Annotated in this window: 9 protein-coding genes; all 9 read left to right on the top strand. The window is 56.8% G+C overall.

The features are described 5' to 3' along the window. Positions 1-24 precede the first annotated feature (24 nt). Positions 25-789, top strand: a complete 765-nt coding sequence (locus K0I31_RS12845; RefSeq protein ID WP_011866261.1) for a TSUP family transporter — start codon at positions 25-27, stop codon at positions 787-789. A 178-nt stretch (positions 790-967) separates the two neighbouring features. Beyond that, positions 968-3271, top strand: coding sequence for a hypothetical protein (locus tag K0I31_RS12840; protein ID WP_220078645.1), 2304 nt, complete (start codon positions 968-970; stop codon positions 3269-3271). 9 nt (positions 3272-3280) lie between these two features. Further along, positions 3281-5089 carry a toxin-antitoxin system YwqK family antitoxin gene (locus tag K0I31_RS12835; protein ID WP_220078644.1) on the top strand — a complete coding sequence of 603 codons (1809 nt, stop codon included), beginning with the start codon at positions 3281-3283 and terminating at the stop codon, positions 5087-5089. A gap of 147 nt (positions 5090-5236) precedes the next feature. Continuing rightward, positions 5237-7555 carry a toxin-antitoxin system YwqK family antitoxin gene (locus K0I31_RS12830; protein ID WP_220078643.1) on the top strand — a complete coding sequence of 773 codons (2319 nt, stop codon included), beginning with the start codon at positions 5237-5239 and terminating at the stop codon, positions 7553-7555. Between the two features lie 110 nt (positions 7556-7665). Beyond that, complete coding sequence (locus K0I31_RS12825; protein ID WP_220078642.1) at positions 7666-8709, top strand: toxin-antitoxin system YwqK family antitoxin; 1044 nt, start codon at positions 7666-7668, stop codon at positions 8707-8709. A gap of 124 nt (positions 8710-8833) precedes the next feature. After that, complete coding sequence (locus tag K0I31_RS12820; RefSeq protein WP_220078641.1) at positions 8834-9163, top strand: hypothetical protein; 330 nt, start codon at positions 8834-8836, stop codon at positions 9161-9163. Positions 9164-9443: 280 nt separating this feature from the next. Then, positions 9444-10304, top strand: a complete 861-nt coding sequence (yghU, locus tag K0I31_RS12815) for a glutathione-dependent disulfide-bond oxidoreductase (RefSeq protein WP_220078640.1) — start codon at positions 9444-9446, stop codon at positions 10302-10304. A gap of 239 nt (positions 10305-10543) precedes the next feature. Then, a complete protein-coding gene (locus K0I31_RS12810) occupies positions 10544-11686 on the top strand; it encodes an exonuclease SbcCD subunit D (protein WP_220078639.1) in 1143 nt (380 codons plus the stop codon). Then, on the top strand, positions 11683-14739 hold the full coding sequence (locus K0I31_RS12805; RefSeq protein ID WP_220078638.1) for an AAA family ATPase: 3057 nt from the start codon (positions 11683-11685) through the stop codon (positions 14737-14739). The genes K0I31_RS12810 and K0I31_RS12805 overlap by 4 nt, the downstream gene beginning before the upstream one ends. Positions 14740-14804 lie beyond the last annotated feature (65 nt).

Raw genomic sequence — 14804 nt, 5'->3', positions numbered from 1 at the left:
AGAATAAGCCTTTATAGAGTTTCTATGTCCCTCGAACTGAGTTATGAACTGATGGCACTGCTGTTTGCGGTGGCCGCCCTGGCCGGTTTTATCGACGCCATCGCCGGAGGCGGCGGCCTGATCACCATTCCCGCGCTCATGTGGGCGGGCCTGCCACCCACGGCGGCGCTGGCGACCAACAAGCTACAGGCCTGTGGCGGCAGTTTCTTTGCCAGTTTCTACTTCGTGCGTAAGGGGATGGTGGATCTCAGTAAGATGAAATTAGCCATCTGCTGCGCCTTTCTTGGCGCCGCGCTTGGGACGGTCGCGGTGCAGCTAATCGATGCCAGTGTGCTGAAGCTGCTGCTGCCTTTCTTGATCCTGGCGATCGGCTGCTACTTCCTGTTTTCCAAGTCCATCAGTGAAGAGGATAAGCATCAGGTGATGTCGCCAACCCTCTTTGGCCTGACGGCCGCCTTAGGCGTGGGCTTCTACGACGGTTTCTTCGGCCCGGGCACCGGCAGCTTCTTCGCGCTGGCCTTCGTGTCGCTCGCCGGATACGGGCTGGCGAAGGCGACCGCCCATGCCAAGGTGCTCAATTTCTCCACCAACATTGCCTCACTGATCTTCTTCGCCTTGGGCGGCAAGGTGTTCTGGCTGCTGGGCGGCGTTATGCTGCTGGGTCAGGCGATTGGCGCTACCTTAGGTTCGCGCATGGTGGTGACCAAGGGCAGTAAGATCATCCGCCCGCTGGTGGTGACCATGTCGATAGCCATGAGCGGCAAGTTGCTGCTGGAGCATTACCTGTAGGCCGCAGTGTACTTTTTTCTCCGATAAAAAGAGCCGTTGTCGCGGTAAGTCAGTGACTTAAGGGATCTGACAGCGGAAATCGAATGCTGTGTAATTCACCTGAGTTTTGTGTAGAATGGTTGAAGGTTTAGTTTAATCTCATTACATTTCAGTAACATGCAAAGCCAGGGAAGTTAGGATGGCCTTTAGCCAAAACAGGATTGTTTGTACGGCATTGACGCTCTGTTTGAGCCTGTTCGCGTCTCAGAGTCATTATTGTGAGGCGAATAGCCGGGAAACGGATGCCCGCCCCCATGAATATCAAGTCACCATGAGTACCCTCTATGCCCATGGTGACAATCAGCAAGTCGGCGTCCGGGCCCGGGCGCTCCTCAAGTATCAAACAGATTCTGCATTGAGTAACACCGAGTCGGTTAGCCTCTCTGTTATCCCGACTATGCTGCAGTATCAAGACCCTGCCTATCGACTCAATATCAATAGTTTCGATGATGCGGGCCGCGGCGCGGCGCTGGCCAAGATAGTGCGTCAGGGAGTGCAATTAAGGGGTGATGACAAGGTCGCTACAAGTCAAAGCCAGGCGCGTTTCAAGGCTCAGGATGAGTGGGATGCCTATCTGGCCAAGCAGGGCAAAGAGGCAACTAGGGCGCTGGCGCCGCTAAAGTCCCTGTTTGCGTTCAATCCGCTCATTCCCCAGACTCAGTGGCAAGCAAAGGCGCCTAATGTGGGTGACACCCTTAAGCTCGGCAACCTGTTTCTAATCGCAGCGAGTGAGTCAATGTCCTGGCAGATAACCGCCATCGAGGGGCAATGGGTGACGGCGACGCTCGAGCAGAGCAGTGTGCAACAAGGAATAGAAAACCGGCGCTATGGCCAGCTGAGGTTCGACAGGCGTAGCGGCTGGCTAGATAGTATCTTGCTGGTGGAGCAGCAAGAGAAAGGCGATAGGAGGCAGACGCGCCGCTGGCTGCTGGCGCCGAAATCGACTCTCTATGTGAGCGACTTGCTGTGGCAGGATGAGGGTGACTCGATCGATGACCTTGAGCACGACTTGTATGAGATCCCAACCTTACCCATGACGGCGGACGACCCTGATGCGACTCTCCCTATGATGGAGCCGGACCAAGGGATCATGTCAGCCGGGTGGGGCGGTGATGATATCGAGCTGCGCTATATTCATGGCCTAGTTGCGGGGGACTTTGCTACCTCGGTCGAATACCAAAATATTAAGTTTTTCGACTGGCGGGACAGAGAGATAGATCTGCCCTTGTGGCGTCATAGTGCCCGGGGCGCCAGCGCCCTGGAGGGTGTGGTCAGCTCTGGGGTTAATCTGCTGCCGCTCGGCTGGGGTGAGAGCCGGGCCAAGTTGGAGGAGCTCTATCAGATCCGCGCTGAGGTGAGCTTAACTCCGGTACGTACATACACCGAGCAAGTCTCCTGGCAGACGCTGTTGAAGCAGCCTTACCATTTTGGCGAGGCGACGCTAACACTCAGCGCACTGAACAAACCCGGTCGCTATCGCCTGGTCGTGACTAATCGTGGAGTTAACAGCCTGTCGCCTGATTTCAACGGCCTAAACGGCAAGCTGGGCTTCGAAGCGCCAGTAGATAAGGGGCCTAAGTGGCTGACGAGCACAGAGCAGCAACTGCTAGCTGAGCTATTTTTCCGTGAGCAGGTTTCCCGCGAACAGGCTTCTGGCGAGCAGGCTTCCCGTGAGCAGACTAGTCATGTCTACATCTTGCAGTTAGCAGAGGTGCCTAAATTACTCTCAATCCTCCATGGTGAGCAGCTACCAGATAAGGTGAGGACAAAAGCTATCACCTTTGTGACTCAGGCAGACTATGAGGCGAACCTCGCTAATCCACCTCTAACGCCAGTCTCAAGGGGCAGCTTTAGCGGCGATGCATCTGCTAAGTCCAGGGATAGATGGCAGTTCGCTGAGCCGTCGGTCGTCTCTCGCACAGGTAACGATCTCTATATCCCCATGCCGACCGCCCTTGCCGAGGTGTGTCGGCCGCAGATAGATAAAGGGTTTAACGAGGCCGGTAAGCCGGTACAGTGGCGCCTTATCGATAACGGTCAGGGGCAAAGCGCCTATGTGTTGGCTAGCCAAGATGGCAGCCGGCGCTATTTCTACGACAAAAGCATCCAAGGCTGCATTGTCTGTCAGGGGCGCCCCCAGTGGCAGAGTATTGGGCAGGGCGATAAGCGTCGTCCCTGGCTGGTGGATCTCACCCCCTGGCTATCCAATCTGGATAAGCGCAAGGCTCAGGTGAGCAGTTTGTATCGCTCGTTGCTGATAACAGACGCCAAGGGGCGGCCACTGTCGCCGCGTCTGCCTAAGGACGCCGAGGGCCTAGATAAGGCCTTGATTGAGGGGCGATTTCTTAGCGTCGATGGCGCGGCGAGCAGCGCCGCCTATCTCGCCATCGGCGATGAGCCTATGAGCTTTCCCTATCAGTTTAAGCTCAAGCCACTGCCCTAGGAGATGAGTATGCAGCGTATCTTACTGTTTCTGCTTGTCTTGTGTGTAAGTTCGGGCGCCACCGAGGCGAGCATCTGGCTCGATAAGGACTGGCAACCGACCGAGCTAAAGAGCGAGGCCAAATTTTATCTCAAGAAACCGCTCGAGCCTCTGCCCGGCTCATCCTTGGGGCGGTTTCGCTTCGAGCCCTATTATCTCGGCACAAACATCAAGCAATTTAGTGGCGCCCTAAGCAGCGACCGCCTGGGAGATAAGGGCACTCATCCCGTGGGGCCTTATCGCTTCTTCGCGAGCGATGGCGCCTTGATCGAGCAAGGCGAGTTTAATGACCAAGGGCAGCGCCAAGGCTTGGTGAAGATTTACGATGAGCAGGGAAAACTCAGCTGCGACTGCCAGTTCGATAGGGGCGAGAGAGAGGGCACCCAGAAAGAGTATTACCCAACAGGCGAGCTTAAGCGCGAGTCTGTCTATCACCAGGGCAAGCCTGTGCAGCAGGAGATGGTCTATACACAGACCGGGGCGCCGGTACGAGTCCTATGTCATACCGGGCAGTGCAGTGACCGCTTCTACAACCCACAGGGGCAGCTGACCATGGAAAGCCAGAAGCGAGGTGGGCTTAAGCATGGCACCGAAACCTTCTGGCAGGATGGCAAGGTGGAGGTGACCCAGGCCTATCGTGATGGCAAGGAGGAGGGCGACTACTTTGCTTATTTTCAAAGTGGTCAGCTCAAGCAGCATCACAGATGGAAAAATGGGGTCAAGACGGGCGAGCAGCTGAACTATTTCGAAGATGGTCGCCTGGCCAAACGTGAGCTCCTCGATGAGCGTGGCCGCACCGAGAGCGTGGTCGAGTATCGCGACGATGGCGAGCGCTATCTCGAGGCGGAATATCGCTACCTTGCCGATGGCGACCGCCAAGAGGTGAGGCGCTTCTATCAAAAAGAGGTCTTGGTCAAGCAGATAGAGCAGCACAAGCAGAGGCAGTGGCGTCTGGTCAGCCAATATCTTGAGGGCGAGATGATAGGCCGCGAGGAGACTATTGCGGGTAAGCTCACCGGATTAAAAATTGAGGCCAAGCTTGGCGGGAGCATTAAGCTTAGCGGTAACAACAGGCTTGGCGCAAACAATAGTCACGCAGCTAACAATAGCGACGCTGCCAGCAATAAACAGGGCCGGAACAATCAAGTCGCCTGGATAGAGAAGAGCCACTATCACGACGGCGTGAAGCAGGGAAAGGCCGAGAAACGAAGCGGCGATGGCAAGCTCATCTATCAGGGAGAATATGCCGCCGATAAGCAGGTGGGTGATTGGGTGATGCAAAGCCGCGAGATGCGTACCCAATGCCACTATAACCGCCATGGTCGGCTCGATGGCGAGTATTTATCCCTGGGAGAGGCGGGTCAGGTGTTGGAGCGAATCCATTATCGCGATGGCGAGCTGACCGGCAAATTTGAGCGCTACTATAGCGACGGCGAGATTTACGCCCTAGGGCAATATCTTAACGGTCAGCGTGACGGCGATTGGATAGTGTCGTCGAGCGAGGGGGATTATTCGCCGCGCCCCGTGGCTAGGCGCGAGAATTGGCAAGGCCAATATAGGGCAGGTAAGCAGGTCGGGAAATGGCAGCGTTTCAGCGCCCAGGGCTATGCGCTGGCGATCGCGAGGTTTGATGAGCAGGGGCGCCTGCATGGCACTCAGTATGCGTTTTATGATGATGGCGCCCTGAGCAAGCGAAGCGAATATCGTCACGGCGAGCCGACCGAGGCTGAACAAAGCTGGCCCTATCGCACTCAGCATGAGCTGATCTTTCGGCGATAGCAGCAGGGCCTGGCTGCACCCAGCATTATTCAGTAAATATTATTTTTTAGACGTCTTTTAGAAACATATTGTTAGGAACATATCGTTCGGAACAGATAGTTAGCAACATGTTGTTAGGAACAAATAGTTAGGAACAAGGAAGCTTATATGCACTCTAATCGCGCTTATTCTGTGTTGTTGGCTGGGATCGGCCTGGGCGTGTCTACCTTTATCGCCAGCCCCGTGGCGGCGAGTCAGAATCTTTCCACTCTGATGGTGGAGATCCGACAGCAGGAAGGGATCGCCACCTACTACAACCTGGCCACCGGCATGGCGCTGAGTGGTCAGGTGACCCTGGTGCGGGATAATCAAGGCTATACCCTGGGGGAGTTTGCCCAGGGCGTGCCCAATGGTCGTTGGCAGGTCTATCTACCTAATAATCAGAAGTTGGTGGACGGTGAGTATGTCAGCGGCCTGCAGTCGGGGCGCTGGCAGCTGTTTAGCCCAAACGGCGAGCTCAGCGAGGAGCAGTTCTATCTCAACGGCGTGGCAAGCGGCGAGTGGGCCGAATATGATGACTTGGGTAATCTGTATCAGAAGACGGTCTATGAGGCTGGGGCGAAGACCCAGGTGCTGCGCTATTTCGCCAGCGGTAAGCTTAAGGCCAAAGAGACTTATGTCGATAATCTGCGCCACGGAGTGTGGGAGACCTACCATGCCAACGGCGTGCTGGCTCAGCGACAGCAGTTTGCCAACAACCAGTTGTCCGGCCCTTATCTTGCGCAAAATAGCGAGGGGCAGGTGATTGAGACAGGCATGCTAGATGCCAACGGCGAGCGCCAGGGCCGCTGGCAGACGTTCTATGATGATGGTACGCCCGAGCGCGACGAGCATTACGTCGCCGGTCGCCTCCATGGCGAGAGTCTAAGCTACTATCCCAATGGCCAGTTATCGCTGCAGGGTCAGTATAGTGAGGATCTGCGCCAGGGCACTCTGGTGCATTACAGCGACACCGGGGTCAAGCTCGAGGAGGAAAACTACCTCGATGGCGAACATGAAGGCATTCAGCGCTATTTTAACCGTGCCGGCATCCTGGTGAGTGAGCTGAACTATAAGGCGGGGCTGCAGGCGGGCGAGCAGAAGACCTATTTTGACGATGGTAAACCCAAGAAGGTGATTCGCTACCAGGATCAAATTCCGGCCGACAACGGGCAGTATCCCTTGCATGGCCTGCAGCAGCGCTTCGATCCGGCGGGTAACCTGCTGGCCACTGAGCATTACGATCTGGGGCTGAAAGATGGCAAGTTCGAGACCTATCGTCAGGGCAAGTTGCAGCGTCAGGAGCAGTGGCGTCAGGGCGCGCGTCATGGGGATTTCATCGCCTATTACGATAATGGCAAGCTGCGCAGCCTGGATCAGTATCAGGACAATCGCCAGACAGGCAGGGCCGAGCGCTATTTCGATGATGGCACCCTCAAGGAGCGCGGCACCCGCATCGAAGGGCAATGGGTCGGCACATATGAATCCTTCTATGAGACGGGTAAACCTAGAGAGCTTATGCATTACAGCGATGAGAAAATCGCCGGTCGCAGCCGCTATCCGCTTCATGGCGAGTTTTCCCGCTGGTATGCCAACGGCGATCTCAACGAGGCTGGCGAGTACAAGGATGGCGAGAAACAGGGCACCTGGCGTCAGTATCGTCAGGGCATAGTGAGCCGCGAGATGACCTTCGAGGCGGGCAAGCTAAACGGGCCTTACAGCGAGTTCGATAATGGACGTCGCCGGGTAACAGGTCATTACCTTGAGGATCGCAAGGAGGGCGAGTGGACCGAGTATCGCTATCAGGAGAAAGATCCTAGCTTCGGCCCTATCCCCGAGGGTAACATCTATCGCGTCAGCCATTACCATCAGGACAAACTCGAGGGTGAGCGGGCCTATTACAGCTTCAAGCAGGTGCGTTATCGCAGCGAGCAATATCAGGCGGGTGAACTCAGCGGCCACTACAGCGAGTACTACGCCAATAACGGCCAACTCAAGCGCGAGGGCGAGATGCTTAAGGGGGAGCAGGTCGGACTCTGGCAAAGCTGGTTTGAAGACGGCGTGCTGTCGGAAAGCGGCGAGTATCTTGCGGGTAAACTTAACGGCGAGTACGCCAAATATTACCCCAATGGCCAGTTAAAGGTGCGTGCTCACTACCAGAAAGACAAGCTTAGCGGCGAGCAGCTCAGCTATTTCCAAACGGGTAAGCCCCAAGCCAAGGAGCAGTGGCTGGATGGTCAACGTGAAGGCGAGGCCAGCTATTTTCACGCTAATGGCAAGCAGGCCGAGCAGGGGGCCTTCCTGCGCTCTCGTAAGGAAGGCTTGTGGCGCGCCTACTGGCCAAGTGGTGAGCTGCGCAGCGAAGGCAGTTATATCGCAGATCGTCAGGCCGGCGACTGGGCCTTCTATGATCAATTCGGCAAGCTGATCAAGACGGAACATCACTAGATGAGAAGAAGATACGTGCCATTTATCCAAAGGACGCTGGAACAGCTCAATTCGATCAAAGCAGGAACAAGAATCCGAGCTTTGCTCGAAAAAATTGGAGCCGGGATAAGATGAAGCCTGGCGTCAAGCTTATCTCTCCGGCGTTCTTGGTCTTCTTGCTGTTACCCGGCTGCCATCAGGCGCCTCAGTTGCCCATAGATGAGCAGTCGCTTGCGCCTATCGAGTGCAGCAAGCAGCAGGTTTACGGGATCTGGGTCGAGACCGACTGCCTCACTGGCTATCGCGGCAAGCCCTTTAGCGGCATAGCGACCCGAGGCGAGCCGGCGAACTACTTTGGCGCCACCCAGTATCTCGAGGGGAAACGCCATGGATTTAGCTTCTCAGCCGAGGGCCGTCGCATCTTGTCCCAGGGTTGGTATCGCCAAGGGATAAGAGAGGGTGAGCACTTAGACTACCATGTGCAAAGCCAGCGACCGAAACGTCAGGCCATCTACAAGAATGGCGAGGAACAGGCGGTCGCCCTGTTCGATGAGGCTGGCATCATAGAAAGTTATCGCCGCCTGGAGGGCGAAAAGACCATCGAGTCCATCACCTATGAGCAGGGACGCCCCTGGACGCACCGCTTTTTTCAGGACGGCGAGCAGCGTGAGCGCCTGCGTCACTATTTCCCAGACGGCAGCTTGGCCAGCGACGCCCTGTTTCGTAAACAGGATCTTAAGCGGCTCAGCGAGATCACCTTTTATGCCAGCGGTAAGATAAAGACGCGCTATGCCTATGATAGGCAGAGCAATCTGGCTGCGCAGCAGACCTACTGGCCAAACGGTCGCCTTCAATCGCAGCAGCAATATGGCTTCGATCCGCTTATCGAGCGCCACGGTGAGCAGCGCAGTTTCTGTCAGTCTAGCGGCGCGCTCGAGGAGCTCGCCCACTATGAGATGGGCGTCGAGCAGGGGCGATTCGAGTCGTATCACTGCAATGGCCAGCTGATGAATGCCAAGGAGTATCGCCAGGGGATCATGGTAGATACTGAGGTGAAGACCTTCGATGAATCGGGCAACCTGATTAAACGCGAGCGCTTCGACGGCCAGGGGAAATTGCTCGAGGCGTTTTACTTTAACGCTTCCGGTCAGCAGACCTATTACGAGCGGCCATGAACCAAGACTATGACTCAGGGGCTTTGATCCGGGCGCTATGATCTAGGTCCTGTTTTGTTATCTCAGGGAAAGGTAATATAGCCGTCTTATTTTTCGTCAGATTCGATGTGAGATTTTAACGCCCGTGACGCGCAAGCCAGATAGCACCACCGCCATGTTACAGCTGATCGATCAGGTCAAGCAGGCGATGCCGCTCAATGAGCCCGAGACCTTCGTCTGTGGCCCTCAGGGTTCCTGTATCGGTTGCCCCAAGAAGTTACTCGAGCTGGTCGACAGCGAGATGCGCTATTGGGAAAGCGCCATCCTGCAGGGGGACACGCCATTACTCGGTGAGGTGAGCCGCTTCGCCAAGTTGTGCCGCAATGTGCATCGCGGACTTGCCCGCAGCGGGATCTTAGACAGGTATCAGGCCAAACAGGTGGGCGAGTCGGATGCTGATGCGGATTCGGATTAAGTCAGTCTGAAATTCCTATTATTGAGCGAACGCCTGTCAGTTGTGGCCTTGCGGCGAATGGCGATTTTCTTTCATGCCAATTCAGTTGGCCCTATAGCCAAAGGTTCTATCCAATTGACCCCCAAGGGTTTAAATTGTCAGCATACGCCCCGAGATCACTCCAGGACAGAGTATGTCCCCAGCGGGCATGGCGCGAAGCTATCGCGAGACTATTGCGAAAACTATTTCGAAATTATTGCGACGCGATCGCGACACCAACTAATAAGATAAAGGAAGCAATATGTCTGAAACCTATATTCCCCCGAAAGTGTGGACCATGGACAGCGAAAATGGCGGTACCTGGGCCAGCATCAATCGCCCCACGGCGGGCGCCCGTCATGAGGCCAAACTGCCCCAGGGCGAGCATGGCTTGCAGCTCTATTCCCTGGCGACACCCAATGGCCAGAAGGTCACCATCATGCTTGAGGAGCTACTCGCCCTCGGCGCGGATGCCGAGTATGACGCGCATCTTATTCAGATAGGGGAGGGCGAGCAGTTCTCCAGCGGCTTCGTGGCGGTCAACCCCAACTCTAAGATCCCCGCCTTGCTGGATAAGACGGGCGATACTGAAGTTAACGTGTTCGAGTCTGGCGCAATCTTGTTTCACCTAGCTGAGAAGTTTGGCCATTTCCTGCCAGCGACTGGTCATGAGCGCACTCAGGTACTCAACTGGCTCTTCTGGCTGCAGGGTGCGGCGCCCTACCTCGGCGGCGGCTTCGGCCATTTCTACGCCTATGCACCGGAAAAGTTTGAGTATCCCATCAATCGGTTCTCCATGGAGGTAAAGCGTCAGCTGGATCTGCTGGACAAGCAGCTCGCAGAGAACACTTATATCGCCGGGGACAACTACTCCATCGCCGACATGGCGATCTGGCCCTGGTATGGCAATCTGGTGCTGGGTCATGCCTATGACGCCGCTGAGTTCCTCGACGTCGACAGCTATGTGCATCTCAAGCGCTGGGCCGAGCAGATCGCCGCGCGGGACGCGGTGAAGCGCGGTCGCATAGTCAATCGCACCTGGGGCGAGCCCTGGGAGCAACTGGCCGAGCGTCACAGCGCTGATGATATCGACGCCGTGCTGGCATTGATGCCGGATAAATAGCTCGCGCGTACAAGCTTGTTAAATAGAGAAGGCCCACCCGGTAAGGTGGGCCTTTTTTATTTAGAAGAAATAAAACGCTGGCCAAGAGTTTATGGCTGGGCAGGTTTTGGCCTAATACTGAGCAGCTGCTCAGCCGCTTTTACAAAGCCTTGGGCGGCGCATTGCCTAATGGGGTGACATTTCTTACTATAGCCTGCAGAGCTTCTCTTCCTATCCTCCTCATTTTTAAACGAGAAAAGATGAAATTTATCCATACCTCAGACTGGCATATCGGCCGTCAGCTGCACAATCAGAGCCTGCTGGACGATCAGCGTCATGTGCTCGATCAGATAGTCTCCCTGGCTAAGACCCATGAGGTCGATGCCTTGATTGTCGCCGGTGATATCTATGATAGATCCGTACCGCCAGCCAACGCTGTGGCCCTGCTCGATGAGGTGCTCAACCAATTCATCGCCCTTGGGATCGACGTCATCATGATCGCCGGTAACCATGACGGCCATGAGCGGCTGGGGTTTGCCGCGCGCCAGATGCAAGCCAGCGGCCTGCACATCATAGGCCCCTTGGCGCCCAAGGTGAGCCCCATAAGATTAAGCTCAGGCAGCGGTGATGCCATCTTCTATCCGCTGCCCTATGCCGAGCCCGCCACCGTCAGACAGAAACTGGAATGCGAGGCCAGCAGCCATGAGGAGGCGATGGTCGAGCTGCTCAAGCAGGTGCAGGATCATGACAGTCAGGGATTGCCTAAGGTGGTGATAGGCCACTGTTTCCTTGACGGCGGCAGCGAATCGGACTCGGAGCGACCGCTGAGTATCGGTGGCGCAGACAAGATCTCGCCTAAGCATTTCGTGCCCTTCGACTATACGGCCCTGGGCCATCTCCATGGCCCGCAATACAAGGGGGCGGAGCAGGTGCGCTACTCTGGCTCCATCCTCAAATACTCCTTTAGCGAGCAGCATCAGAATAAATCGGTAACCCTGGTGGAGCTCACGGCAGACAGCCAGGCTGTCATGACACTGCTGCCGCTCAGCCCGCTTCGCGATGTGCGCATCATAGAGGGCGCGCTCGATGACTTGTTGCAGCAAGGGGTAAAAGATCCCGGCCGAGAGGATTATCTGATGGTGCGACTACTGGATAAACACGCCATCTTAGACGCCATGGGTAAGCTCAGAAGCGTCTATCCCAATGTGCTGCATCTTGAGCGCACCGGCCTGATGGCCAATAACCAGCAGCTGGCCATCGCCTCGGATCACATCAAGAAGGGTGAGCTCGAGATGTTCAAAGATTTCTTCACTCAGGTCTCCGGCGATCCACTTAACGAGGCGCAGCTTGAGCTGATCACCCAGACACTGGATGAGCTGCACAAAGGGGAGGCGGCGCAATGAGACCACTGCGACTGACCATGACCGCCTTCGGCCCCTTCGCCGACGAGCAGATCATAGATTTTGCCGCCCTGGGCAGTAACCCGCTGTTTCTAATCAACGGCCCCACGGGGGCGGGTAAGACGACGATTCTCGATGCCATCTGTTTCGCCCTCTATGGCAAGACCACGGGGGATGAGCGCGAAGGCACCCAGATGCGCTGCGACATGGCCGATGAGCAGAGGCTGACTCAGGTCAGCTTCGAGTTTGAGCTGGGCAGCACGCGTTATCTTATTCGCCGCGTGCCCGAGCAGCCAAGGGCCAAGAAGAGTGGTGATGGGGTGACGCTGCAAAAGAGCGAGGCCCAGCTGTCTCGCGTCGACACGGATGGCAGCGAGACATTGCTGGTGGCGGCCAAGGTGTCTGATGCAACCGCGCAGATAGAGCAGCTGACCGGCCTGGATGTGGATCAGTTCCGCCAGGTAATGGTGCTGCCCCAGGGCAAGTTTCGCGAGCTCTTGATGGCCGACTCTAAGGCCAGGGAGAAGATCTTCAGCCAGCTGTTTCAGACCCATATCTATCGCCGTATCGAGGAGCGCCTCAAGCAGCAGGCGGCCGGAATTCGCCGCGACGTCGAGGCGATGCGCAATCGCCGCGGCGGCATTCTGGAGGGCGCCGAGTTAGCAAGTGATCAGGCACTTATCGAGGAGCAGGCGCTCATCGCCCCCGAGCTGGAACTTGCCCAAGCGCACAAGCAGCAAGCCGAGCAGGCACTGCTGACGGCCAACCAGAATCTGGACAAGGGCCTCAAGCTGCAGAGTGATTTCAATCGCCTGCAGGCGCTGCAAAGCGAGGGCGAGGGGCTTAAGGCCCGCCAGGTGGAGGCGATTTTGTGGCAACAGAGACTGCAGGCGGCCGGTCGAGCCAATAGCCTGAGCCCCCTTTACCGGGCGATGCAGTCGCGCCTCGGCGAGCAGCGCTCGGCAAGCCAGCACTTAGGTGAGTGTCAGCAGATGCAAGCAAGCGCCGAGCAGGCATTGAATCAGAGCCAGCAGGCCTTCGAGCAGCTGGGCGCGCTCGAGCAAGAGCAACTGAGCCAGCAGCAGCGCCTGACCCAGCTTGAGGCGCTAGCGCCTCAGCTTGAACAGCTCAATCAATTGAGTGAGCGACTCGCCGATGGTCAGGCCAAGATGCAGGCAGCCGAGACGAGTGGTAAGCAGAGCGCCAAACAGTTAGACGAGCTTAACCAGGCCCGCCAGGAGATGGTGAGTCGCCGCGAGACCCTTAAACGTGACGCCGAGCCGCAGCTCGCGTTGCAACAATCCCTGAGCGACGGCCGCGCCCAGCTCAAGGTGTTTGAGCGCTGGCAGCAGCAGGGGCTGGAGATCGCGGCCCTCGAGCAGAAGTTATTGGCGGCTAAGAGAGCAGGCAGTGAGCTTGCCGAAAAGCACAAGCAGGCGATCGATGCCCATAAGCGTCTGGAGCTTAGCTGGCATCGCGGTCAGGCGGCGCGCCTGGCGGCAGAGTTATCACCGGGCGAGCCTTGCCCCGTCTGCGGCAGCCTGGAACACCCAGAGCCTGCCATGGGCGAATTTGACCTGCCGAGCGACGAGGCGCTGGCCCAGGCCAAGCAGCTAGAGAGCGACGCGCTCAATCTGCTGCATCAGGCCAGAAGCGAGTATAAGCTGCTCCAGCAATCTCTGTCGAACCTGCAGCTAAGCGCATCTCAGCTACAAGAGGAGCTTGGCGAGGCGGCAGGCTTGTCGTTTGATGAGCATCAGGCGCGACTCGCAGCGCTTAGCGACGGGTTAGAGCGGGCCAAGGCGGCGCAGCAATCACTTGCCCAGTTAGAGACTCAGCTTGAGATAAGCGAGCACCAGGGACGAGAGCTACAAACCGCGCTGGATGAAGCGCGTGCCCACTACGGTAAACTGGCCGAGCAGCTGGCCAGCGACAAGGGGCAGTATCAGCAGATAAGAGCGGCTATTCCCCAGGGCTTTAGCGACCTAGCCACGCTCAGCACGGCCATTGCCGATCTTACCAAGACTATCGATGAGCTTAAGTCGCGCCAGCAGGCGGTGAGGGCGGCCCATGCCAAGGCGGAGCAGGATAATGCGGCGGCCAAGGCCTCGCTGGAGGCGGCGAGCCGCCGTATTGGTGAGGTGAATGCTCTTGCGGAGCAGGAGACCCTGAGTTTCCAACAGGCGCTAGCGACTTCGGAATTTGAAAGTGTTGCCGCCTTCGAGCAGGCCTGCCTGACCGAGGCCGAGCAGGCCGAGTTGTCCAATCAGATCAAGGCGTTCGAGCAGGCGCTTATCACTCATCAGGCCAACCTGTCTCAGCTCCAAGAGACCTTAGCCGATTGTGAGGCGCCGGATATGAGTGCACTCGAGCAGCAAAAAATGGACGCCGAGCAGGTGATGCAGCAGGCCTTGGCTCAGTGGCAAAAGGTGAGCGCCAGGGCGGCTCAGCTAAGTCAAACCCAGGAGCAGCTCAAGGCGCTGGATCTTAAGGCCGGCGCTCTCGAGCAGCAATACGCCGTGGTCGGCACCCTGGCCGATGTGGCCAATGGCAACACGGGTAACAAGATAAGCCTGCAACGTTTCGTGCTGAGCGTATTGCTGGACGATGTCTTGCTGGAAGCCAGCCACAGATTGCAGCTGATGAGTAAGGGGCGCTATCGCTTGCTGCGCAAGGAGGAGAGGGCCAAGGGTAACAAGGCCTCTGGCCTTGAGCTGGAGGTGGAAGATGCTTACACCGCCAAGGTGCGTTCAGTGGCGACCCTGAGTGGCGGCGAAAGCTTTATGGCGGCCCTGTCTATGGCCCTTGGGCTGTCGGATGTGGTGCAGGCCTATGCTGGCGGCATTAAGCTCGATACCCTGTTTATCGACGAGGGCTTCGGTAGCCTGGATCAGGACTCTCTCGAGCTTGCCATCAGAACCTTGATGGATCTGCAATCGGCCGGTCGCATGGTGGGGGTGATCTCCCACGTGACCGAGATGAAAGAGCAGATCGCTAGCCGCATCGATATCCTTAAGAGTGCCGAGGGTAGCGAGATTAAATTAGTTTTACCTTAAGCTAGATTAAAAGGGTGCTGATATCAGTGGGATTTTCAGCACCTTTTTAGTTTTTTTGTCTGTTT

The sequence above is a fragment of the Shewanella spartinae genome (assembly GCF_019457555.1).
In the GTDB taxonomy this organism is placed as follows: domain Bacteria; phylum Pseudomonadota; class Gammaproteobacteria; order Enterobacterales; family Shewanellaceae; genus Shewanella; species Shewanella loihica.
This window is presented reverse-complemented; position numbering and strand designations above follow the sequence as displayed.